General features: G+C 48.4%; 24 protein-coding genes and 1 riboswitch. Of the genes, 10 read left to right on the forward strand and 14 right to left on the reverse strand.

All coding sequences use genetic code 11. The annotated features are described in order from the left end of the window. Nucleotides 1–279 precede the first annotated feature (279 nt). Nucleotides 280–867 (forward strand): TetR/AcrR family transcriptional regulator, encoded by a 588-nt coding sequence (locus BN587_RS00045; protein ID WP_021719136.1) that lies wholly within the window; start codon nt 280–282, stop codon nt 865–867. An 82-nt stretch (nt 868–949) separates the two neighbouring features. Here the strand turns inward: BN587_RS00045 and BN587_RS00050 are convergent, their stop codons facing one another. The 14 genes from BN587_RS00050 to BN587_RS00115 all read right to left on the reverse strand — a co-directional run bounded on the left by BN587_RS00050 (nt 950) and on the right by BN587_RS00115 (nt 12,169). Beyond that, nucleotides 950–1,618, reverse strand: a complete 669-nt coding sequence (locus BN587_RS00050) for an energy-coupling factor transporter transmembrane component T (protein ID WP_021719137.1) — start codon at nt 1,616–1,618, stop codon at nt 950–952. Beyond that, nucleotides 1,615–2,421, reverse strand: coding sequence for an energy-coupling factor ABC transporter ATP-binding protein (locus BN587_RS00055; RefSeq protein ID WP_021719138.1), 807 nt, complete (start codon nt 2,419–2,421; stop codon nt 1,615–1,617). Before BN587_RS00055 ends, BN587_RS00050 begins: the two co-directional genes overlap by 4 nt. Next, nucleotides 2,421–3,290 (reverse strand): energy-coupling factor ABC transporter ATP-binding protein, encoded by an 870-nt coding sequence (locus BN587_RS00060; protein ID WP_021719139.1) that lies wholly within the window; start codon nt 3,288–3,290, stop codon nt 2,421–2,423. The genes BN587_RS00055 and BN587_RS00060 overlap by 1 nt, the downstream gene beginning before the upstream one ends. Further along, nucleotides 3,290–3,865 carry a tryptophan transporter gene (locus tag BN587_RS00065; RefSeq protein ID WP_021719140.1) on the reverse strand — a complete coding sequence of 192 codons (576 nt, stop codon included), beginning with the start codon at nt 3,863–3,865 and terminating at the stop codon, nt 3,290–3,292. Before BN587_RS00065 ends, BN587_RS00060 begins: the two co-directional genes overlap by 1 nt. Before the next feature lie 188 nt (nt 3,866–4,053). Beyond that, complete coding sequence (gene hisIE, locus BN587_RS00070; protein ID WP_021719141.1) at nt 4,054–4,686, reverse strand: bifunctional phosphoribosyl-AMP cyclohydrolase/phosphoribosyl-ATP diphosphatase HisIE; 633 nt, start codon at nt 4,684–4,686, stop codon at nt 4,054–4,056. Further along, the gene (gene hisF / locus BN587_RS00075) at nt 4,686–5,444 is read right to left on the reverse strand and encodes an imidazole glycerol phosphate synthase subunit HisF (RefSeq protein ID WP_021719142.1); all 759 of its coding nucleotides are present in this window, start codon (nt 5,442–5,444) and stop codon (nt 4,686–4,688) included. Before hisF ends, hisIE begins: the two co-directional genes overlap by 1 nt. Before the next feature lies 1 nt (nt 5,445). After that, nucleotides 5,446–6,180 (reverse strand): 1-(5-phosphoribosyl)-5-[(5-phosphoribosylamino)methylideneamino]imidazole-4-carboxamide isomerase, encoded by a 735-nt coding sequence (hisA, locus tag BN587_RS00080; RefSeq protein ID WP_021719143.1) that lies wholly within the window; start codon nt 6,178–6,180, stop codon nt 5,446–5,448. A gap of 10 nt (nt 6,181–6,190) precedes the next feature. Continuing rightward, nucleotides 6,191–6,796 carry an imidazole glycerol phosphate synthase subunit HisH gene (gene hisH / locus BN587_RS00085; RefSeq protein WP_021719144.1) on the reverse strand — a complete coding sequence of 202 codons (606 nt, stop codon included), beginning with the start codon at nt 6,794–6,796 and terminating at the stop codon, nt 6,191–6,193. A 59-nt stretch (nt 6,797–6,855) separates the two neighbouring features. Continuing rightward, nucleotides 6,856–7,440 (reverse strand): imidazoleglycerol-phosphate dehydratase HisB, encoded by a 585-nt coding sequence (gene hisB, locus BN587_RS00090; protein WP_021719145.1) that lies wholly within the window; start codon nt 7,438–7,440, stop codon nt 6,856–6,858. Beyond that, on the reverse strand, nt 7,437–8,633 hold the full coding sequence (locus BN587_RS00095; protein ID WP_021719146.1) for a pyridoxal phosphate-dependent aminotransferase: 1,197 nt from the start codon (nt 8,631–8,633) through the stop codon (nt 7,437–7,439). Before BN587_RS00095 ends, hisB begins: the two co-directional genes overlap by 4 nt. An 11-nt stretch (nt 8,634–8,644) precedes the next feature. Then, nucleotides 8,645–9,988 (reverse strand): histidinol dehydrogenase, encoded by a 1,344-nt coding sequence (gene hisD / locus BN587_RS00100; RefSeq protein WP_021719147.1) that lies wholly within the window; start codon nt 9,986–9,988, stop codon nt 8,645–8,647. 1 nt (nt 9,989) lies between these two features. Further along, a complete protein-coding gene (hisG, locus tag BN587_RS00105) occupies nt 9,990–10,640 on the reverse strand; it encodes an ATP phosphoribosyltransferase (protein ID WP_021719148.1) in 651 nt (216 codons plus the stop codon). A 61-nt stretch (nt 10,641–10,701) separates the two neighbouring features. After that, entirely contained in the window at nt 10,702–11,871 is a 1,170-nt protein-coding gene (hisZ, locus tag BN587_RS00110; RefSeq protein ID WP_021719149.1) for an ATP phosphoribosyltransferase regulatory subunit, read from the reverse strand. Next, nucleotides 11,864–12,169 (reverse strand): YerC/YecD family TrpR-related protein, encoded by a 306-nt coding sequence (locus tag BN587_RS00115; protein ID WP_021719150.1) that lies wholly within the window; start codon nt 12,167–12,169, stop codon nt 11,864–11,866. The genes hisZ and BN587_RS00115 overlap by 8 nt, the downstream gene beginning before the upstream one ends. A 309-nt stretch (nt 12,170–12,478) precedes the next feature. After that, nucleotides 12,479–12,578: riboswitch (SAM riboswitch) on the forward strand. Between the two features lie 191 nt (nt 12,579–12,769). On the opposite strand from BN587_RS00115, the gene BN587_RS00120 reads away from it, so the two are divergent. From BN587_RS00120 to BN587_RS11240, 9 genes are all read left to right on the forward strand, one after another. Continuing rightward, nucleotides 12,770–13,807 (forward strand): methionine ABC transporter ATP-binding protein, encoded by a 1,038-nt coding sequence (locus tag BN587_RS00120; protein ID WP_021719151.1) that lies wholly within the window; start codon nt 12,770–12,772, stop codon nt 13,805–13,807. Then, complete coding sequence (locus BN587_RS00125) at nt 13,797–14,456, forward strand: methionine ABC transporter permease (RefSeq protein ID WP_021719152.1); 660 nt, start codon at nt 13,797–13,799, stop codon at nt 14,454–14,456. Before BN587_RS00120 ends, BN587_RS00125 begins: the two co-directional genes overlap by 11 nt. Before the next feature lie 113 nt (nt 14,457–14,569). Beyond that, complete coding sequence (locus BN587_RS00130; RefSeq protein ID WP_021719153.1) at nt 14,570–15,400, forward strand: MetQ/NlpA family ABC transporter substrate-binding protein; 831 nt, start codon at nt 14,570–14,572, stop codon at nt 15,398–15,400. Between the two features lie 163 nt (nt 15,401–15,563). After that, nucleotides 15,564–16,340 (forward strand): amino acid ABC transporter substrate-binding protein, encoded by a 777-nt coding sequence (locus BN587_RS00135; protein WP_021719154.1) that lies wholly within the window; start codon nt 15,564–15,566, stop codon nt 16,338–16,340. Between the two features lie 70 nt (nt 16,341–16,410). Continuing rightward, nucleotides 16,411–17,055 carry an amino acid ABC transporter permease gene (locus BN587_RS00140; RefSeq protein WP_009146388.1) on the forward strand — a complete coding sequence of 215 codons (645 nt, stop codon included), beginning with the start codon at nt 16,411–16,413 and terminating at the stop codon, nt 17,053–17,055. Between the two features lie 14 nt (nt 17,056–17,069). Continuing rightward, the gene (locus tag BN587_RS00145; protein WP_021719155.1) at nt 17,070–17,831 is read left to right on the forward strand and encodes an amino acid ABC transporter ATP-binding protein; all 762 of its coding nucleotides are present in this window, start codon (nt 17,070–17,072) and stop codon (nt 17,829–17,831) included. A gap of 123 nt (nt 17,832–17,954) precedes the next feature. Beyond that, nucleotides 17,955–18,194, forward strand: coding sequence for a thioredoxin family protein (locus tag BN587_RS00150; RefSeq protein WP_021719156.1), 240 nt, complete (start codon nt 17,955–17,957; stop codon nt 18,192–18,194). 221 nt (nt 18,195–18,415) lie between these two features. After that, complete coding sequence (locus tag BN587_RS00155; protein WP_021719157.1) at nt 18,416–20,023, forward strand: Na/Pi cotransporter family protein; 1,608 nt, start codon at nt 18,416–18,418, stop codon at nt 20,021–20,023. A 643-nt stretch (nt 20,024–20,666) separates the two neighbouring features. Further along, a partial coding sequence (locus BN587_RS11240) for a BadF/BadG/BcrA/BcrD ATPase family protein (protein ID WP_044483855.1) occupies nt 20,667–21,076 on the forward strand: 410 nt, incomplete at its 3' end.

Below are 21,076 nucleotides of genomic sequence, written 5' to 3' on the forward strand. Positions count from 1 at the left end.
AATACTGGGTATCCAGTATTGGGGGTACATATCACTTTTACAGGTCACGGGGTTTTGTGTTTTTGCACACAACGCAAAAAGCGTCCGTTTGCCGCCGGACGCCTTTTACGTTTTTTGATGAGTATGAGTATATCATGAAGCGAAGTCAAGTTCTTGACTAAACTCTATGTATATGATAATCTAAATTGGGTAAAAAATCTATCTACAAAAATCGAGATTCGTGCTTTAATGAACACTTTTCATAAATTGTACATTATCGGGAAAGGAGCACTGCATCCCATGGACAGAAGACAAAAGAAAACCAGGCAGGCAATTATCGACGCCTTTGTCAAACTGCTTACCAAAACAAGCTATGAAAAAGTCAGCGTTAAGGATATCATCGATGCAGCCGATGTCGGGCGCAGCACCTTTTACAGCCACTTCGAAACCAAAGACGATCTGGCACGCCAAATCTGCTTCGAGCTTTTCGACCATATCTTCAGTCCGGTTGTTCCTCCCTGCTCCACACATAATTTTTCCGATATGCCGCAAAACACGGAAACACGTATTACGCATATTCTCTATCACCTGCGCGACAAACGCGAATACTACCTTGGCATCATCAATTACGATGACGGTACGCTGTTCTTAGGCTTCTTCCGCGATTACATGCTGCAGAACGTCAGCATCAAGATGAGCGGTTCCTACGACGAATACTCACAAAGAGTGCCGGAGGACTTCTTAATCAACAGCCTCACCAGCAGCTTTGTCGGCATGATCCGCTGGTGGCTCAAAAACAAAATGAATCCCGATCCCGAGGTTGTCGCCGGTTATTATATGGCATTGATTAATCCTGCCATTGCCGAATTCCAGACCAAGGGAGAATAAAGATTGCTTACGCAACAAAAAAGAACTGCTAAAGCTTTGTACAGCAATACACTGCACAGAGCTTTCGCAGTTCTTTATTTTTTTAAAGGTATTTAGTCCACAGCGGATAAGTACTCAGCACTACTACCAAAAGGAGTACGAAAATATCTGCAAAACGCAGCGGTGCCGGCGGCATATTCTTATAGGTGTTGCCGCCAAAGCCCTTCAGCTCCATAGAAAGCGCCAGTGTTTCCGATTTTGCTACCGCACGCATAACCAGCGGTCGGATAACAACCAGATAAGCAAAGAAGCGCTTGAACATATTACCACGGTTGGAATAACCGCGACAGCTTTGCGCATCCAGCGTAATACCGCTATCGGTAAGGAAGTTAGGCACAAAGCGCAGCGCCGTAGTCAGCATGAAGGCATATTCGCAGGGCATATGAAAACGGTCTACCAAAGCCTTGGCAATGTCCTGAATTCGGCTCGCTGCCAACAGGCACAAAAATGCCATCGTCATAACCAGCATACGCAGGCCGCCGGTAAGCGATACATCAAGCGGTGAGCCGAAAAGCAGCTGCAGTAAAATCATCATACCGGTGAAAACTGCCAGACCGCCGATAGCAGCCATCGTCATTCTGTCATGCTTAATGTATAGCAACAGCGCCAGCTCCAGAACCAGAATCGTGGCTACTGCTTCTACCGGCAGAATGAAAACCCAGGCAGTAACCGCCAGAGTAACTATAATCTGTGTAAAAGCTGTCAGCTTCATCTGCTTCCCTCCTTACAAATAACTTGCTTGCAAAATTCTTCGGCAGTTGCGGCCTCAATTCCCAAGGATGCAGCCAGAGCTGCTACCGTAGGACGGCACAAACCCCAGCGCTCTACCGGCTGGCTGCCGTCAAACAGCTTAGCCGGCGTACCGTCGTAAACCAGCTTGCCGTAATGCAATACAATTGCACGCTTAGCGTAACGACGTACAATATCCATGTCATGCGAAATCAGTACAATCGTAATGCCGCGCTTTTCATTGATTGCCTGCAGGTAGCTCATCATAGCTTCCTTTTCCAGCGCGTCCTGGCCATTGGTAATTTCGTCCAGAATCAGCGTGCGCGGATTAAGTGCCAGTGCCGCCGCAACGCCAAGGCGTCGCTTCTGACCGAAGGACAGAAGGCGCGGATATTCACCCTTCAGCTCTGTCAGGCCCATAGCCTCCAGCGCTTCGTTTACCTGACGCTCTATAGTTGCTTCCGTCAGCTTTTTGGCACGCGGGCCGTAAGCAACCTCATCAAATACCGTATCCTCTAAAATCTGCAGGTCCGGGTTTTGGAATACGTAACCGATTTTATCGGCCAAATCTGCCGGCTCACGCTTAACGATATCCTCACCGTCAACAAAAACCTGTCCGCTGCGCGGATGGCACAATGCCATAAACAGACGGCTCAAGGTTGTTTTACCGCTGCCGTTATGTCCCAACAGCGCCACAAACTCTCCGTCCTCTATCTTGCAATCCATATCCTTGATTACAGGCTGTCCACGCATATAAGCGAAATTGACATCCTTTGCTTCTAACATCAGTCAGCTCTCCCTTCTGCCGCAACAATCCCATAGGTGCGAAAATCAGCCAGCGCATCCTCTTCGCTGCGCCAATCTCCCAGATCCACGCCAAGCTTTTCCTCCAGTCCAAGCTTAATCTGCCACAGTGACGGCAGCAACGGACGTAATGCAGGATTTTCGTACATTTTAGGAGCAGCAGCCTCAAAGGCATCAGCCGCCACCAGCTCGCCATCGTTCAGTACAATCATATCCGTTACGTAAGGCAGCACATAATCCACGCGATGCTCAACGGCAATAATCGTTGTACCATACTGCTTATGGATTTTGTCTACCAGCTTATACAGGGAACGTGCACCATCCGGGTCCATTGCGGATACAGGCTCATCCAGCACAATAATCTCCGGATGCACGGCAAGCGTTGCAGCCAAAAGCAGACGCTGGCGCTGACCGCCGCTGAGCTCGTCGAGCTGATAGCTTTCACGCCCCGGCAGGCCTACATCCTCAAGCGCCTGTCTGGTGCGTTCTTCAACCTCATGCGGCGCAAAGCCGTGGTTAAGCAGGCTGAAGGCAATTTCCTCGCCGGCAGTCAGAGAAACCAGCTGGCTTTCGTAGTCTTCCATAATAAAGCCCACACGCATGGCTATATCGCTGACGCGCTTGCCCTTAGTGCTTTCGCCGTTAATTTTAACATCGCCGCTGTAGCGTCCGCCCATGTAATAGGGGACGATACCGGTCATAGCCTTGCACAGCGTTGTCTTCCCGGCACCACTCGGTCCAGTGATAACGGTGAAGCTGCCTTTTTTTATTTCAAAGTTGATATCACGCAGCACCAGATCCGATTTTTTATAGGCAAAGTAAAAATTCTCTACGTTGATTACGCTTTCCATTATTTTTCATCCTCCTGAAAGTAAAACAGCTTCCGCACGGGAGCGTACAGGAAGAAGGTTATCAGACCATTGAGCAGGCCTACAATCGCAACAACCGGCAGCATAGCGTAAATCCATACGTGCAACGGCAAGCCTAAAATAAGCTTCAGAATAAAAGTAAACAGACCGCCGCTGGTCATCGTGGCAACAAAGCCAGTGATAAAAGGACGCAGCTTCCATTCGCTGATACCTGCTTTGAACATAGCCTCAACCAAAAGGCAGCAAACAGTAGCACCGGCCAGCTCACTGGCAACGTTGCCCAGCGGGAAAGCAGATTTGGAGGACGGTACAAGTGTCAGGCCGGCGATAAAACCGATACCGATAGCCTGCGACAGCTTGGGACGCGTCAAGTTAATAACAATAGAATACATAGCAATTGTCCAGTTAGGCGTTACACCGCCGACATTAGGACTTACAGTGTGCAGAATAATACCGATTGCCAGCAGCATCGCCGTAATTGCGACCCAGCGGTAGCCATCCTGCATTGGCTCAACCTCTATCAGCTGCGGCACAGGTTTATTATTTCTTTCATCCATGAGTAATTACACCTCTCCCTAAAATAGTGCCAGAAAATAATATGTTATCATTATACTATATTTAAATGCTTTTGTAATGCTTTAGCGAAAAAAAGTATCTCAGGTTATAGCAGGAGAAGAAAATTGTTACAAAGGTAATAAAAAATCTGCCACGCTTTCGCATAGCAGATTCTTTATTTTATGACGGGTTACGCTCTCTTGCCCCCAAGCTCACGCAGCAGCTCCTCCGGCGTAATGTTGTGATAAGCCAGAAGCACCAGGCAGTGATACCACAAATCTGCCATTTCGTGCAGCACCTTATCCTTTTCGCCGTTTTTGGACGCTATAATCGTTTCCGTAATTTCGTTGCCCAGCTTTTGCAGCAGCTTATCCTGACTGCCGCTCATGAGGAATTTCATCTCCGCATCATCAGCCTGACGCTTGTACAAAATCATGCGATACAACTCGCTGATAACCTTCGGCAACCCTTCTACCTCAGGCACCGGCAAATTGGACGTATGCCACAGCGGATTATGGAAGCAGGAATATTCACCTGTATGGCAGGCCACACCCTGCTGCTCTACCTTTACGAGCAGCGCGTCACCGTCGCAGTCGTAGAACAGCTCCACAACCTTCTGCAGATTGCCGCTAGTCGCGCCCTTGTTCCACAGCTCCTGACGGCTGCGGCTCCAGAACCAGGTATAACCTGTTTCCAATGTTTTGAGCAATGACTCCTCATTCATGTACGCCAGCATAACAACATCGTTCGTGCGTACATCTACAACAACAGCAGGCACAAGACCTCTGCTGTCAAATTTGATTTTAGAAATATCAATCTGCATTATAACCTCACCTCTATACCTCGAGAACGCAGATACTCCTTCACCTGCTTAATGGTGAAGGTTTTATAGTGAAAAACAGAGGCCGCCAGCACAGCGTCAGCGCCACCTTCTGTCAGCACATCATAGAAATCCTCCAGCTTGCCTGCACCGCCGCTGGCAATAACAGGCACATTTACGGCACTGCTCACGGCCTTCGTCAGAGCAATGTCATAGCCGTTTTTCGTGCCGTCGGCATCCATGCTTGTCAGCAGGATTTCTCCGGCACCGAGCGCCACACCTTTTTTTGCCCATTCCACAGCATCAAGGCCCGTCGGCTTACGCCCGCCCTGCACATAAACCTCCCACTTGTTCTCACCGCATTTACGTGCATCAATTGCGAGAACAATGCATTGGTTGCCAAACAGCTTGGCGCCGTCGGCAATCAGCTGCGGATTTTTTACCGCTGCGGAATTCAGCGAGGTTTTGTCAGCACCGGCACGCAGAGCATTTTTTATATCCTCCACACTGCTGATGCCGCCGCCTACTGTCAGCGGCATAAAAACCTTGGCCGCAGTTCTGCTGATAACATCCAGCATCGCCTTGCGCTCCTCAAAGGTCGCAGTAATATCAAGGAAAACAAGCTCATCGGCACCCTCAGCGTCATACGCCGCTGCACGCTCCACCGGGTCGCCGGCATCACGCAGCCCGACAAAGTTCGTGCCCTTGACCACACGTCCTTCCTTAACATCAAGACAAGGAATAATTCTCTTCGTAAGCATCTTATTCCTCCTTTGCCGCAGCAATTTTTAAAGCGTCCGGCAGATTAACGGCACCGGTATAAATTGCCTTACCGATAATGCAGCCTGCTACGCCGTCCTTCTCGTATTTTTTCACATTGCGGATATCGTCCAGCGAAGCTACGCCACCGCTGGCGATAATCGGTACGCCGCAGGCACGCGCCAGCGCCGCTGTCGTTTCGGCATTTACACCGCTGAGCATACCGTCACGGCTGATATCGGTAAAGATAATCGTTGCCACGCCGTAGTCCGCCATTTTTTTGGCAAGCTCGGTTGCGGCAACGCCGCTGCCCTCGCCCCAGCCTTCGATAGCTACATCACCGTTCTTCGCATCAATACCGACAGCGATATGTCCGGTATATTTGGCGCAGGCCTCTTTGACAAGCTCAGGATTCTTTACGGCAGCGCTGCCCAAAATCAGGCGCTCCACACCCAGCTCCAGCAGTCTTTCTACTGCTTGCAGATTGCGGATACCGCCGCCAAGCTCCACAGGAATTTTTACAGTTTTGAGGATACGCTCAATCACAGGCAGGTTTTTGCCCTCGCCCGCCAGCGCACCGTCAAGATCAACAAGATGCAGCCATTCGGCACCGCAGGCCGCCCACTTGGCAGCCATCTCCGCCGGGTCATCGGCAAAAACAGTTTCCGCATCAAAGCGTCCCTCCGTCAGACGCACACAGCGTCCGCCGCGGATATCTATTGCAGGATATATAATCATAATTTTCCCCTCATAATTCAACAAAATTTTTCAGCAGGTGCATGCCGACTCTGCTCGACTTTTCCGGATGGAACTGGAAGGCCTGTACCTTACCGCGTCCTACGGAAGCAGTAACCTCCATGCCATAGTCACAGACCGAGGTAATAATGCTTCTGTCCTCCGGCTCCGCATGAAAGCTGTGCACAAAGTAAACGTATTCACCCTCCGCACCCTCTAAGAGCGGGGACGGACTACGCAACTCCAGCTTATTCCAGCCCATATGCGGAATCTTCAGCTCGGTATGCAGCAAGTGCACCTGACCTTTGAAAAAGCCCAGGCCCTTAACTCCCGGCGCTTCGTCACTGCCCTCAAATAAAAGCTGCATGCCCAGGCAGATGCCGAGAAAAGGCTTGCCGCTGTGCAGGCTGTCCATAATCACGGGAATCAGGCCTGACTTTTCCAGGTTTGCCATGCAATCGCCAAAGGCACCTACACCGGGAAGCAGAATCTTTTCAGCCTGCGCAATCACAGCAGCATCGCTTGTCACCACAGGCTCCGCGCCAATAGAACGCAGCGCATTCTGTACGCTGTAAAGATTGCCCATGCCATAATCTATAATCGTTATTTTTTTACTCATATATTTTCCCTCAAGCTAACTCAAAACATGTGTGAAGCAACGGTGCTTTATAGTGTGTCTTAAAGTGTACCCTTGCTGCTCATAACACCATGCACACGGCTGTCAAAGGCTACTGCCTCTGCCAACGCTCTGGCAAAGCCCTTGAAAATTGCTTCGATGATGTGATGCGTATTCTTGCCGTAAAGCACGCGGATGTGCAGCGTGAGGTCTGCCTGCATTGCCAAAGCACGGAAGAATTCCTCCGTCATTTCGGCATCGTAAATGCCAAGCTGTACCTTAGGAATATCCGCATCAAAAACAAGATACGGACGGCCGCTGAAATCAAGGCACACCTGCACCAGCGCTTCATCCATCGGCAAAAAGCAGTTGCCGTAACGGTGAATGCCTGCCTTATCGCCCACAGCCTCCTTCAGTGCCTGACCAAGTACAATACCGCAGTCCTCCACCGTATGATGGCTATCAACATCCAAATCACCAACAGCATGCACCACCAGATCACTGAAGCTGTGCTTTGCCAAAAGCGTCAGCATATGGTCAAAAAAGCCGATGCCTGTATTAATTTCGCAGCTGCCGCTGCCATCAAGACACCATTCGGCGCTGATGCCTGTTTCCAGTGTTTTTCTTTCTACATTACCACTTCTCATGCTTTTACCTCCGCACACAGCTCGGTGATTTTAGCAATAATCTGCTTGTTTTCTTCAGGTAAGCCGATGGTGATACGCAGGCAGCCCTGCAGCACCGGATGCGTGCTGAAATCACGCACCAGAATACTGTTGGCCAAAAGATATTTAAAGATCAGCTTACCTCCGGCAGCCTGCTCCGGCAGTCTTTCGCTAAACTTCGCCGCATAAGCCTTGGCAAGCTGCTGCATCAGTTCTCCCTCCGCACGGAAGGTAACAAAATTAGTTGCCGTCGGCCATACCTTAAAGCCTAAGGTTTTCAGGCAATCCGCAAATTTATCGCGTTCCTCACGGATTGTTTTGATGCGCTCCTTATACAGCTCCTTGTTTTCGTAAACAGTTTTGGCTGCCATCAGCGTAAAGGCATTTACATGATACGGCAGCAAAGCCTTGCCCAGCTGACGCACCAGCCCCAGCGCACCCACTGCATAACCGCAACGCAAGCCTGCCAGCCCATAGGCCTTGGAAAAGGTGCGGAAAACCATCAGATTGCTGTAGCGTCCCACTAAGCTCAGGGTAGAGCCTGCTACCAGCCACAGCTTGTGCATCGGACGCAAATCATTCGGTGCCAGCTCCTTGCCATCGGCGAATTCCATATAGGCCTCGTCCATAATAACAGGGCAATCTACATTAGCGAGAATTTTTTCCATAGCTGCCAGGCTGTTATAGTTGCCTGTCGGGTTGTTCGGATTGCAGACAATCAACAGCGAAGGCTGCTGCTCCTTGCAAAAAGCAATAACGCTGTCGGCATCAACAAAGCCTTCAGCTGTCAGCGGATAGCGCACCTCCTCGCTGTCGGAAAGGGCAGCGTACTCGCCGTACATGGAAAATGACGGCCAGGGTACGGCAATCTTTTTGCCCGGCCCGCCAAAAACATAGCAGGCCTTTTCCAACAGCTCACTAGAGCCGTTGCCGATTTTTACACAGTCAATATCCACATCCAGCTCTTTGGCAATAACCTCGCACAGATTTTCCGATTTAATCGGCGGATAACGGTTAAAAGGAAAGCGCGCGGTGCGTTGGGTAATTTTTTCCGCAATCTCCTGCGGCAGCGGGTAATTGCTTTCGTTGGCGTTAACAATAATATCCGCCGCCACGCTTTCTACGGCATATTCCTCCATCGCCTCAATACTTTGGCGAACAGTAAAGCTACTCATCTTCTGCCTCCTTATTTACCCACACGTTTACGAATAGCGTTGGCATGAGCCTGCAGGCCCTCTGCTTCAGCCAAGGTAATAATATCGTCAGCAGCAGCCATCAATGCCGGAGCAGTGTAGGCAATGATGCTTGTTTTCTTCATAAAGGTTTCTACGTTCAGTACGGAATAGAACTTCGCCGTACCGCCTGTCGGCAGAACGTGGTTCGGTCCTGCATAGTAATCGCCCAGCGGTTCCGGTGAATAAGCACCCAGGAACATAGCACCGGCATTACGGATATACGGCATAATTTCAAACGGTGCCTTAGTCATGATTTCCAAGTGCTCAGGTGCAGAAAGGTTAGCCATTTCGATAACGGTAGGCATATCCTTGGCAAGGATAATCTTGCCTGCCTGCTGCAGTGAGGTACCGGCGATTTCCTTACGCGGCAGCTGTGCCAGCTGTACTTCGATTTCCTCGCCCACAGCATTAGCTACACGCTCGCTGTCGGTAATCAGGATAGCGCAGGCCAGCGGATCATGCTCTGCCTGGCTCAGAAGGTCTGCTGCAAGATAGGTCGGGTTAGCGCTGTCATCTGCTACAATCAAGATTTCGCTTGGGCCGGCAAGCATATCAATATCAACGTGACCGATAACGGCTTTTTTAGCCAAAGTTACGAAGATATTGCCGGGGCCGGTAATTTTTTCTACATTCGGTACGGTTGCGGTGCCAAAGGCCAGCGCAGCAATCGCCTGTGCGCCGCCCATTTTATAAATTTCGGTAACGCCGATTAATTTTGCCGTTACCAGTACGTTCGGATTAACCTTGCCGTCCTTTCCGGGCGGTACGGCCATCACAATGCGGGGAACGCCTGCTACCTTTGCCGGGCAGGCATTCATCATTACAGACGAAGGATAAGCAGCAGTGCCGCCGGGAACATAAATACCGACGGAATCAACCGGGGTAACCTTTTGGCCCAGCAGTGAACCGTAAGGACGGTTCGTAAGCCAGGTTTTCGGCATCTGCTCCTCATGGAACTTCATAACATTGGCGATGGCACGCTCCAAAGCAGCCTTCACTTCCGGTTTGACAATAGCTTCCGCTTCCGCAAATTCTTCCTCGGTTACACGGATATTTTCCGGTGTCAGCTCTACGCGGTCAATCAGCTTAGTATAGTAAAAAAGGCTTTTATCACCGTTTTTGCGCACATCAGCAACAATCCGATCAACAACCTGTGCTGCCGTCATGTGTCTGCCGAACATAGCATCCGTGCCTGCCTGAATACGCGGAGATAATTCCACCTCGTCAAAAGCCTTCTTTTTCATTAAAGCAGCAATCTCTGCTGCGCTCATCTTTCTTGCGTCTGTAACCTGCATTTTATTTATCCTCCTCATTTAAAACAATACGTAAATCCTCAACCAGCTTGTGCAAGCGCGCAAATTTCAGCTTGAAGCTGGCGCGGTTGGCAATCAGTCTGGCAGTAGCGGTAAAAATAGAATCAACCTCCGCCAGTTTATTTTCTTTCAGGGTGCGCCCTGTTTCTACTATATCTACAATCATTTCGCTCAGGCCCACGATAGGTCCCAGCTCAATCGATCCGTTGAGCTTCACGATTTCTGTCTGAATGCCCAGCTTATTGAAATAAGCCTTGGCGCAGTTAGGATACTTCGTTGCTACCCGCAGGTGAGCGTAATCCGTCAGCTTGGCGCGTTGCTTGGCCTCCGGCACCGCCATCATCAGACGGCAGCGACCAAAGCCCAAATCCAAAAGCTCCACTACGTCCTTATCCTGCTCCAGCAGCACATCCTTGCCAATGATGCCGATATCTGCCGCACCGTATTCAACATATGTCGGCACATCGACGGTCTTGGCAATAATGAAGCGCACCTTGGTTTCCTCATTGCTGATTACCAGCTTGCGCGAATCCTCGGTAATGTTTTCGGCGCTGTAGCCTACCTTCGCCAGCAGGCGTACAGACTTATCGAACAGCTTGCCCTTCGGCAATGCTATAGTAATGTATTCGTCCATAAAAATACCCCTCTATATTTTCCAGCCATAAGCTTAATGCGTCTAATTTTTTCCTTTAAGCTTATTCTACATATACTAACGATTTACAGCCATATTCCTTTACGGCAAGCGCTGCTCCCTGCAGGTCCGCAGCCTCGGTCAGCAGCTTCACGCTACGACCTTCGCGGCGCAATGCTGTCGCTTTGGCGATTGCCTCCGGCAGCTTGCCTTCGCTCCAAGCTACCAGCACGTCCCAGGTGCGGTTATTGGTAACAACGCCGTTGCGTTCCAAAGCCAGCAGTACGCGGTCCACGCCGACGGCAAAACCTGTTGCCGGGCACTCCAGCCCGAAGCGCTGCATCATCTTGTCGTAGCGTCCGCCGCCTGCCACCGGATAACCCATTTCCGGCAGGTACACTTCAAAAAGCATGCCCGTGTAATAGTCAAGCGAACGATATAAACCAAGGTCAAAGCTCAAATAGCCTGCTGCGCCGTAAGCATCCACCAGCTTGTAGATTTTGCGCAAATCATTCAGCGCGCCTTGGCACTTAGCGTTAGTTACTATTGCAGCAACCTTGTTCAAAAGCTCTATGCCGCCCTGCAGGAAGAGGAAATCGGCAAAAAGCTGCTTGATTTTCGGACGGATATTTTCCATCGCATCTGCCATCTGCTGCATACCCACAGCATCATGACGGCGCAGGCAATCCTTCAGCTGCTGCAGCTGAGCAGCATCAAAGCCTGCTTCCTCCGCCAGGCCGTTGATAAAATCAACGTGGCCCAGGCTGATAGCGAACTTCTGCAAGCCTGCAGCCTGCAATGCTTCGGCTGCCAGCACGATAACCTCGGCATCGGCAGCAGCGCCGCTGGCACCCAGCATTTCTACACCGGCCTGCTCAAATTCGCATTGGCGTCCCGCCTGAATTTCTTCATAACGGTAAAGATTTGCCAGATAGCAAAGACGTTTGATCTTTTCGCCGCCCTGCAGACGTGTCGCTGTCAGGCGGGCAATCGGTGCCGTCATATCATTGCGCAGTGCCAGCAGATTATTGCTGCGGTCAAAAAAACGGAAGTCCCCTTTAGCACCGGCAGCGCCGAAGGTATCAACATATTCAAAATCGGGTGTTTTTACCTCATCATAGCCCCATTTGTCAAAAACATTGATAATCGCATTTTCGATTCCGCGGCGTGTCTTCATCTCTCCCGGCAGAATATCCTTGGTTCCGTAGGGAACCTGATATACCTTATTAGTCATCTTCTTTCTTCCCCTCTTTTATAACTTGCATGACTGAATTATAACCATCAGCGCCATAAACAAGACAACGCTTAACGCGTGAAATGGTTGCGGTGCTGGCACCGGTTTTCTCTACGATAGTTTCGTAAATACAGCCCTCATCCAGCATGCGCGCCACCTCCAGGCGCTGTGCCATTGCCTTAAGCTCGCTGATAGTACAGATATCCTCAAAAAATTTATAGCATTGCTCCTCATCCTTTAAGCTGAGAATCGCTTTGAATAACTGGTCTGTTAAATGATCATGAATATTTGCTGCCATTTTTTAGTTTCCTCCTGTGCGTTACGTGCATATAACGATAGTACTTTAACTCACTAACTCGTAAAAATACTTTAATACTTTATCTTGTGAAAGTCAAGAAAAATTTACAAAAAATCTTTTTTCCGCAGGTTTTGTAAAAAATTTCGCATTTCCCTTTACAATTACCTAGTATTTTGATATAATTTGAGCAATTCCTGAAATCCATTGGACGCAGCTTTACAGCTTTACAGTTTTTCAGTAAATTTTACGCAAAACTGTTGACAATATCCTAAAATAGATGTATGATTATTTCATTCAAACTTAACAGAGATTTCATCAAGAGTAGCTGAGGGACTGGCCCTATGAAGCTACGGCAACCACACATCAGTGAACGGTGCCAATTCCAACGGATAATTCCGGCAGATGAAGATTACAGATGCAAAGTATCCTTCGCCGTGCCGGTGAAGGATTTTTTTTACGTCGGCCGTCGATTCCGACAGCGGACGTACACCGGAGAATGCTACTCTCAAGCAGCATCCGCTGACTTCTATTGGAAAATAATCTCTCACACTAAAATAAGGACTGCTGAAACTTGCGGTCACATTAGAAAGGAACACAAGAATGATAGAACTAGTTAATGTAGAAAAAACCTACTACAGCAAGGCTGGCGACATCCATGCTCTGCACAAAACAAACCTGAGCATCAAGGCTGGCGAAATTTTCGGTATCATCGGTCTTTCCGGTGCCGGCAAATCCACATTGGTGCGCTGCATCAACATGCTGGAAAAACCGACTGCAGGCCAGGTATTCGTTGACGGCCAGGAGCTGACCGCCATGAGCGAAGCACAGCTGCGTAAAGCACGTCAAAGCATCGGCATGATTTTCCAGCACTTCAACCTGCTGGCAAGCCGTACTGTTTATGATAACATCGCTTTTCCGCTGGAAATCCAAGGTCTGAGCAAGAGCGAAATCGACAAGCGCGTACGTCCTCTGCTGGAGCTGGTACAGTTGGAAAGCCGTGCCAACTACTATCCCAGCCAGTTGTCCGGCGGCCAGAAACAGCGTGTAGGCATTGCCCGCGCCCTGGCAAGCAATCCTAAGGTACTTCTGTGCGACGAAGCAACCAGCGCCCTAGACCCGCAGACCACCAAATCTATTCTGCATCTGCTGCAGGACATCAACAAAAAGATGAATCTGACCATCGTGCTGATTACACACCAGATGGAGGTTGTAAAAACTATCTGTGACCGCGTTGCTGTTATCGAAAGCGGCGACATCATTGAAGAAGGCCCGATGATTGACGTTTTCACCAATCCGCAGCACCCCACTACCAAGGAATTTACCAAGAGCGTTATCAACGCCGAGCTGCCTGATATCGTTAAACAGATGAAATTAAGCGATACCTATACAGAAGGCAGCAAGCTGCTGGTACGTATCTCCTTCATCGGTGACAGTGCCAGCGAGCCTATTATTTCCGGCATGGTAAAACATTTTGATGTTGACGTAAGCATTATTTCCGGTAATACCGACCAGCTGAAGGATGTCCTCTTCGGCACCCTGCTGATTGAGATTTCCGGTAACCGCGAGCGCATTAACAATGCATTGGAATATCTGCATCAACAGCATCTGAAAACGGAGGTAATTGGCTATGAGTCCTGATATGATTGACCTTTTAATAAAATCCTTTTGGGAAACCTGCTACATGGTTTTCGCTTCTACCGCACTTTCCACTTTAATCGGCATTCCGCTGGGCGTAATCCTTACCGTAACCCGCAAGGATCACATCCTGCCGAACCAGCCGCTTAACACTATTCTGGGCGCGATTGTCAACGCAACGCGTTCCACTCCTTTCATTATATTAATGGTAGCAATTATTCCGCTGACACGTATGATTGTCGGCTCTTCCATCGGTACTACCGCAGCAATCGTGCCGCTGACTATTTCCGCAGCACCGTTCATTGCACGTATCATTGAATCTTCTCTGCTGGAAATCAACCCCGGCATTATCGAAGCAGCTCAGGCTATGGGTGCAAGCCCGATGCAGATTATCACTAAGGTACTGCTTCCCGAAGCAATGCATTCCATCGTACTGGGCATAACGCTTGCCATCATCAGCTTAATCGGCTACTCCGCAATGGCCGGCACCTTAGGCGGCGGCGGTCTTGGTGACCTGGCAATCCGCTACGGCTACCAACGCTTCCAGATGGATGTTATGATTGCCACTGTTGTCGTGCTCATCGTCATGGTACAAGCAATGCAGTCCTTAGGCGACTACGCATCCAAAAAGCTTAACAAAAACAAACTGTAATCTACAGGCCAAATGAGGGTTTACAACGATGAAGCGAGTTTCATCGACGTAATAAAGAAAAAAGCCGCTGCTGCCAGACAGCAGACCACCATTATTTTAGGGAGGAACAACTTATGAAGAAAATTACCAAACTTTTACTCACCGTTGCGCTCTGCGCACTGACCATCATCGCCGCAGGCTGCGGCGGTGACAACAAGGCAGCCGACAAAAAGGCTGACCCGAACGCACCCGTTAAAATCGGCGTAACCGCAGGTCCGCACGCTGAAATCATGGACAACGTTAAAAAGCTGGCTGAAAAACAAGGCCTGAAAATCGAAGTTGTCGAATTCTCCGACTATGTAACCCCGAACGTATCCCTGGCACAGGGCGAGCTGTTTGCCAACTCCATGCAGCATGCTCCGTATCTGGCAGCAACTCTGAAAAAAGAGCCTAAATTCGAACTGGTTGAAGCTTTCAAAACCGTAAACTTCCCTATGGCTATCTATTCCACCAAATACAAAAAGGTTGAGGATATCCCGGCAGGCGCAACCATCGGCATTTCTAACGATCCGTCCAACGGTGCTCGCGCACTTCTGGTTCTGGCTGACAAAGGCTTCATCGAAGTTAAGGATAAAAACGATGTTTCCACCTCTGTAGCAAGCATCACCAAAAATCCGAAAAACTACAAGATTCAGGAGCTTGACGCTGCTTCCATTCCTAAAGCAATGGGCGACCTTGATATTGCCGTAATCAATGCCAACTATGCACTGGTTGCCAAGCTGAATCCATCTAAGGACAGTCTGCTGGTTGAACGCGCCGATAACCCGTTTGTTAACATCTTCGTAACCACCAAGGCTAACGAAAAGGATCCGCGTATGGAGCAGCTGAAGAAGATTTACACCTCCGCTGAAAACAAAAAATTCATCGAGGATCACTTCAAAGGCTCCATTACCCCGGCATTCTGATTTACCGAAGCATAGTACAAAAGCTCCCGCAGACTTCTGTGGGAGCTTTTCTTACACGAATAGAATTTCTAAAAAAATTTCGCGTTTAGCACTTTACAAATTTAGCATACTAAAGTATAATGGGTACATAGTTAAATGCTAATTAACAAATGAGGTGTGAAAAATGAAAAAAATAGTTGCTTTAGTAATGGGCCTGATGATGATGCTTATGATGGTTGCCGGCTGCGGCAGCGACGGCCCGAAAAAAATGGTAATCGGTCTGGATGACAACTTCGCTCCTATGGGTTACCGCAATGAAAAGAACGAAATCGTCGGCATGGATATCGACCTTGCACGCGAAGCCTGCAAGCGTGTCGGCATGGAAGTAGAATTTAAACCAATCGACTGGGGTGCAAAAGAAGCAGAGCTCAAATCCAAACGCATTGACGCTATCTGGAACTGCTTCACCGTTAACCCGGAGCGTGAAAAGGTATATGGCATGTCCAAGCCTTACATCACCAACTTCCAGCTGGTTGTTGTTCCTAAGGATTCTCCGATTAAAACCCTCGAAGATTTAAAGGGTAAAATCGTAGCGGTACAGGATGACAGCACAGGCTCCTACCTGCTCGATCAGCCTGCACACAAAGAGCTGGCAGCTTCCATGAAGGAAGTTCGCAAATATCCCGACTTCGCAGCTATTTACATGGAAATAGACAACAAACGTGTTGATGCTGCTATCGTAGACGCAGTTCTTGCTCGCGGCTATTATGACAAAAAGAAACCCGGTGCCTACAGAATTCTTGAGCAGAACATGGGCGATGAGGTTGTAGCAATTGCCTTCCGTAAGGACGACAAAGACTTCAAAGACCGCATCGACAAAGCTATGGATGAAATGAAAAAAGACGGTACCTGCAAAAAGATTTCCGAAAAATGGATGGGCGCAGATATCACAAAATATTAATTTGTTATCACTTGAGGGCTGTCGCATTTAGCGGCAGCCCATATTATAATTATATGGAGAGAAATAATTTATGGATTACGTTTTAAATATCATCCCTCAGATGATGGATGGCTGCCTGGTATCATTTCAAGTTTTTATTATCACCATCGTCCTGAGCATTCCGTTGGGCATTCTGCTCAGCCTCGGCCGTGTTTCCGGCATTAAACCCCTGCAGGCCCTCATCGGCGGCTACGTTTGGATTCTGCGCGGTTCCCCGCTGATGCTGCAGATTTTCTTCGTTTACTTCGTACTGCCGTCCGTAGGCATTCGCCTGCCGGACTTTGAATCAGCCATCGTAGCCTTTGTATTAAACTACGCTGCCTACTTCTGCGAAATCTTCCGCGCCGGCATCCAGGCAATTCCTGCAGGCCAATACGAAGCAGCACACACTCTGGGCATGAACTATGTGCAGACCATGCGCCGCATTATCCTGCCGCAGGTTATCCGCATCATCCTGCCGCCTATCAGCAACGAAACCATTACTCTGGTAAAGGATACCTCCCTGGTATACGTCCTGGCAATGAACGATCTGATGCGTACCGCACGTAATCTGGTACAGCGCGACTTTTCTATTACCCCCTTCATCGTTGCAGCTGTCTTCTACCTGCTGGCAACTCTGATTTTAACCCTTGTTTTTGAACGTCTGGAAAAACGCTTCTCCAGATATGACCAATAGGAGGAGTAACCACCATGACAACTAAAATCAAAGCAACCAATATCTGGAAAAAATTCAATAACCTGGAAGTACTCAAGGGCATTGACCTGGAAGTAAATGAGGGCGAGGTTGTTGCCGTAATCGGCCCTTCCGGTGGTGGCAAGAGCACCCTGCTGCGCTGCCTCAACAAGCTGGAAACGATTGATAAGGGCAGCATTACTATCGACGGTGAAGAGCTGTGCCGTGAAACCTCCGGTGGTACGGAATATGTCAAGAACAATGATGTCCGCCGCATCGCCTGCAAAATGGGCATGGTATTCCAGCAGTTCAACCTTTTCCCGCATATGACTGTTCTGGAAAATCTGATTGAAGCACCTGTCAACGTACAAAAGCGCGATAAAGCAGAAGTTATCAAGGAAGCAGAGGTTCTGCTGGCAAAGGTCGGCCTTTCCGAAAAGCGTGATGTTTATCCTCGCAAGCTCAGCGGCGGACAGCAGCAGCGTGTAGCTATCGCCCGTGCCTTAGCAATGAAGCCTGCTATTATGCTTTTTGACGAGCCTACCTCCTCTCTGGACCCGGAGCTGACCGGTGAGGTTTTGCGCACTATGCGCGAGCTGGCCGACGAAAAAATGACCATGGTAGTCGTAACGCATGAAATGGGCTTTGCCCGTGAAGTTGCCACCAAGGTTGTTTTCATGGCTGACGGCCATGTGCAGGAGCAGGGCAGTCCGGAGGAAATTTTCGTTAACCCCAAAAACGAACGTCTGAAATCCTTCTTAAAAGTAATTTTAAAGTAATCAGATAAAGGTTTCTAAATTAATTCACAGATTACACCTACCTTTGTCATATATGTTTGTTACAATAATACTCGAGGATGAAAGGAACCTATTGAACAAGGCAAGCAAAGAAAGGTGATTTCAATGCACGTTAAAATTCTTGGCCCCATGACTAAGCAGGCAGAGTTGCTCTTGCAGAACACTGCTATTGCTTTAAAGAAGCTCAAGGTTAAGGCCGAGTTTGAAAAAGTTTCCGAATTCCAAAAGGTAGTGGCCTATGGAGTGATGGTCTTCCCCGCTTTAGTCATCGACGAAAAATTAGTTGCTGTCGGCAGCACGCTTTCGGTAGATGAAGCCATGACTCTTATAAAGCAACTCTCCTAAACATATCTTTTCATCATACACCTCTCCTTAAAATACACCGCACCGTGCGAAATGTGCGGTGTATTTTTTTGTTTTGGAAGCATTTTGATTAATGTAAAATTTATGTAAAGTTCCTTACGCACTTTTAACATCATAAAATTTCGAGTATAATAAGTATAGGTATATGCTGTTTTTACAGCAATCATGGATGCATACAAATTAAAAAAGGGGACTTATTTTTTATGCTTGCTTATTTCTTGGCATTTTTAGGCGGTATCGCCTTATTTATGTATGGCATGCAGCTGATGGGTGACGGTCTGCAAAAGGCTGCCGGCGCTAAGCTGCAAAAGATTTTGGAAGCCATGACAGGCGTGCTCGCCATGGGTATTCTGTTGGGCGCAGTTGTTACTGCAGTGCTGCAGGCCAGCGGTGCTACCACCGTTATGACCGTAGGCCTGGTAAATGCGGGCCTGCTCACGCTGAAGCAGGGCTTCGGCATTATCATGGGTGCCAACATCGGTACTACTATGACGGCACAGCTCATCGCCTTCAAGCTTTCCGATTATATCACAATTTTAATCTTCATCGGCTTTTTGATGCAGCTGCTGGCGAGAAAAAGCCGCACCAAATATCTCGGTCAGGTTATGCTGGGCTTCGGTATTCTGATGCTGGGCATGGATATGATGGGCAAGGCGGTTATGCCTCTGCGTAACTATCCCGGCTTCGTACATTTCATCGAGGTTTTCTCCAGCAATCCGCTGCTTGGCATCGGTATCGGTATGATTATGACTGTACTGATTCAGTCCAGCAGTGCTACCATCGGTATTCTTATCGCCATGGCCGGTCAGGGACTTATTCCGCTGGAGGGTGCGATTCCTGTTCTGCTCGGTGACAATATCGGTACCTGTATTACTGCCGTACTCGCTTCGCTGCGCGCCAACCTTACGGCTAAGCGTGTAGCTGCAGCTCACGTAATGTTCAACGTCATCGGCAGTATAATTTTTGTAGTCTTTATGCCGTTCTTCATTAAATTCGTGCTGCTTGTATCGCCTGACGGCGACATAGCGCGTCAGATTGCGAATGCGCACTCGGCGTTCAACATTTTGAACACACTGCTCTTTATGCCCTTTGTTAACCCTTTCATCAAGCTGGTAGAAAAGATTGTGCCCGGCAAGGCAGAAATCATCTCCATGCGCCCTGTTTATCTTGACAAAAACATGCTGAACACTCCCTCTATCGCTATCAGCCTTGCTGTCAAAGAGGTTGTGCGTATGGGCGAGCTGGCACGCAAGGACGTGCGTCTTGGCATGGAGGCTATTCAAAGCTTTGATGCCGACAAGGTAAAATATGTTCTGGAGCACGAGCCTGTTGTCGATGCGTTGGAACGAGATATTACCGACTATCTGACGCAGATGAGCTCATCTGAAATGAGCGAAAGCCTGACGACACGCCACACCGGTCTTTTGCACGCCTGCACGGATATCGAGCGTATCGGTGACCATGGTGAAACATTGGCTAAACGCGCACGCAAGCTTGTTGAGGAGGACGTGGTTTTCTCTGATGAGGCTAAGGCCGAGCTGCTGCAGCTCAGCGAAATGGTACTGCGTGCCTCCGGACGTTCATTGGAGGCCCTAGAGAAAAATGATAAGGTTATTGCGGAGGACGCTGTGCGTCTGTGCCGTGAGGTTAAACAATACCAGAAGGAAATCCGTAAGAATCATATCACGCGCCTTAACGACCATATCTGCAATCCTACTGCAGGCTTTGTTATGATGGAGCTGCTGATTAATATGAAGCGTGTATCCGATCATTCCAAGAACATTGCCCAGCTGGTGCAGGGAACATTCTAAAGCTTATAAAGCAACAGCAAGCATACAGACTACTGCTCAACATAGTCTGTATGCTTTTCTTTTGCGTAAAAGCATTGCTAAGCTAACAGAGTGCGTACATAATTAATCCGCACTTTCTCATATGCGCTTATGGATTTACTCAAGTATACTTTAGTAAATCGTACTTGAGTAAATTTACTCGAAATACTGCAACCCTTGCTTGCTTAAAACAACAGTACAATCACCATAGTCTTATCCTTACATACCTGTTTTGCTGTACTTATAAAATCACAGTTTTTTCACAAAATCTTTGCTATAATTTAAGTACGCAATGACTGCGCTTACGACTGCTACAGTCTTGGCGCAGTCCTTTTGTTATGCGTAGAGCCACACACGGCTTTACGGTTTTTTATTATATTTATTACTAAAAAGTTTTTTCATCATGTACATACTTAGCAAGTATATGCTGCATATTGAACACAATAAAAATAAACCACAGGATTTCACACTTTTTTTACTTTAAATATTGTTGGCACCTTTTACTAATTACAGGTAAAGTATTACAATATAAGATGAGTATTTATCAGCTTAGATTTAGATTATAAAAAAAGAATATGAACATGCTTCAGATATCGCCCTGAACTTCATATTCCAGGAGGTTACTATGCAGATAGGATTGGATATTGGCAGTACCACAATTAAAATCGCCGTACTCGACGATGCAGGCAATCTGCTATTCCATAAATACGAAAGACATTACAGCCAGATTGCAGAGAAAATTCTGGCCCTACATAAAGAATTGATAACTAAATTCCCTACACTGCATAGCGCACGTCTGGCCATCAGCGGCAGCGGCGGCATCGGTATAGCCGACAGCTGCGGCCTGCAATTCGTACAGGAGGTTTTTGCGGAAAAAATCTGCGCCGAAAAGCTCAATCCAGGAACCGACGCCGTTATCGAATTAGGTGGCGAGGATGCCAAAATCCTCTTCTTAGGCCGCCATTTTGACGCACGTATGAACGACAGCTGCGCCGGAGGCACCGGTGCCTTTATCGACCAGATGGCTTCCCTGCT

The organism is Phascolarctobacterium succinatutens CAG:287, assembly GCF_000434895.1.
Classification (GTDB): Bacteria; Bacillota; Negativicutes; order Acidaminococcales; family Acidaminococcaceae; genus Phascolarctobacterium_A; species Phascolarctobacterium_A succinatutens_A.

Excerpts from the sequence above, each read along its gene's own strand:
- hisG (WP_021719148.1), bottom strand. The coding sequence starts at position 10,640 with ATGGACGAATACATTACTATAGCATTGCCGAAGGGCAAGCTGTTCGAT.
- BN587_RS00120 (WP_021719151.1), top strand. The coding sequence starts at position 12,770 with ATGATAGAACTAGTTAATGTAGAAAAAACCTACTACAGCAAGGCTGGC.
- BN587_RS00055 (WP_021719138.1), bottom strand. The coding sequence starts at position 2,421 with ATGTTAGAAGCAAAGGATGTCAATTTCGCTTATATGCGTGGACAGCCT.
- BN587_RS00095 (WP_021719146.1), bottom strand. The coding sequence starts at position 8,633 with ATGAGTAGCTTTACTGTTCGCCAAAGTATTGAGGCGATGGAGGAATAT.
- BN587_RS00145 (WP_021719155.1), top strand. The coding sequence starts at position 17,070 with ATGACAACTAAAATCAAAGCAACCAATATCTGGAAAAAATTCAATAAC.
- hisD (WP_021719147.1), bottom strand. The coding sequence starts at position 9,988 with ATGCAGGTTACAGACGCAAGAAAGATGAGCGCAGCAGAGATTGCTGCT.
- BN587_RS00125 (WP_021719152.1), top strand. The coding sequence starts at position 13,797 with ATGAGTCCTGATATGATTGACCTTTTAATAAAATCCTTTTGGGAAACC.
- BN587_RS00155 (WP_021719157.1), top strand. The coding sequence starts at position 18,416 with ATGCTTGCTTATTTCTTGGCATTTTTAGGCGGTATCGCCTTATTTATG.
- hisB (WP_021719145.1), bottom strand. The coding sequence starts at position 7,440 with ATGAGAAGTGGTAATGTAGAAAGAAAAACACTGGAAACAGGCATCAGC.
- BN587_RS00115 (WP_021719150.1), bottom strand. The coding sequence starts at position 12,169 with ATGGCAGCAAATATTCATGATCATTTAACAGACCAGTTATTCAAAGCG.
- hisH (WP_021719144.1), bottom strand. The coding sequence starts at position 6,796 with ATGAGTAAAAAAATAACGATTATAGATTATGGCATGGGCAATCTTTAC.
- hisZ (WP_021719149.1), bottom strand. The coding sequence starts at position 11,871 with ATGACTAATAAGGTATATCAGGTTCCCTACGGAACCAAGGATATTCTG.
- hisIE (WP_021719141.1), bottom strand. The coding sequence starts at position 4,686 with ATGCAGATTGATATTTCTAAAATCAAATTTGACAGCAGAGGTCTTGTG.
- BN587_RS00050 (WP_021719137.1), bottom strand. The coding sequence starts at position 1,618 with ATGAAGCTGACAGCTTTTACACAGATTATAGTTACTCTGGCGGTTACT.
- hisA (WP_021719143.1), bottom strand. The coding sequence starts at position 6,180 with ATGATTATATATCCTGCAATAGATATCCGCGGCGGACGCTGTGTGCGT.
- BN587_RS00140 (WP_009146388.1), top strand. The coding sequence starts at position 16,411 with ATGGATTACGTTTTAAATATCATCCCTCAGATGATGGATGGCTGCCTG.
- BN587_RS00130 (WP_021719153.1), top strand. The coding sequence starts at position 14,570 with ATGAAGAAAATTACCAAACTTTTACTCACCGTTGCGCTCTGCGCACTG.
- BN587_RS00150 (WP_021719156.1), top strand. The coding sequence starts at position 17,955 with ATGCACGTTAAAATTCTTGGCCCCATGACTAAGCAGGCAGAGTTGCTC.
- BN587_RS00045 (WP_021719136.1), top strand. The coding sequence starts at position 280 with ATGGACAGAAGACAAAAGAAAACCAGGCAGGCAATTATCGACGCCTTT.
- BN587_RS00060 (WP_021719139.1), bottom strand. The coding sequence starts at position 3,290 with ATGGAAAGCGTAATCAACGTAGAGAATTTTTACTTTGCCTATAAAAAA.
- BN587_RS00135 (WP_021719154.1), top strand. The coding sequence starts at position 15,564 with ATGAAAAAAATAGTTGCTTTAGTAATGGGCCTGATGATGATGCTTATG.
- hisF (WP_021719142.1), bottom strand. The coding sequence starts at position 5,444 with ATGCTTACGAAGAGAATTATTCCTTGTCTTGATGTTAAGGAAGGACGT.
- BN587_RS00065 (WP_021719140.1), bottom strand. The coding sequence starts at position 3,865 with ATGGATGAAAGAAATAATAAACCTGTGCCGCAGCTGATAGAGGTTGAG.